The sequence below is a fragment of the Paraburkholderia sp. SIMBA_054 genome (genome assembly GCF_046534875.1).
In the GTDB taxonomy this organism is placed as follows: domain Bacteria; phylum Pseudomonadota; class Gammaproteobacteria; order Burkholderiales; family Burkholderiaceae; genus Paraburkholderia; species Paraburkholderia hospita.
The window spans coordinates 1-271 of the sequence record NZ_JAWRXV010000792.1 but is presented as its reverse complement, the minus strand read 5'-3'; the positions used below and the strand labels follow the sequence as shown (position 1 = coordinate 271).

1 protein-coding gene is annotated in these 271 nt (G+C 61.6%); it reads right to left on the bottom strand.

Going from position 1 to position 271, the window contains the following annotated elements; translation table 11 throughout:
* A partial coding sequence (locus SB822_RS57275) for an EAL domain-containing protein (RefSeq protein ID WP_410859129.1) occupies window positions 1-271 on the bottom strand: 271 nt, incomplete at both ends.

The following is a 271-nucleotide window of genomic DNA, read 5'->3' as shown; positions in this document are numbered from 1 at the left end:
CGAGCGACGGGTTTTCCATCAATGCGCTTTCGGTCAATTCGATCTCGAGGCAACGTGGCGGCAATGCATGCTTGCGCAGCGCGTGGTCGACCACCGCGACTATCGTGTCGTCCCTGAGTTGACGCGCCGACACATTCACCGACATGCAAAGCCCCCTGCGTCCGGCAGCGCGCCAGATCGCCAGTTGCGCGAGGGCCGCATCCATGACCCATGCCCCGACTTCGACAATGAATCCGCTTTCCTCCAGTATGGGGATGAAGCTTCCCGGTCC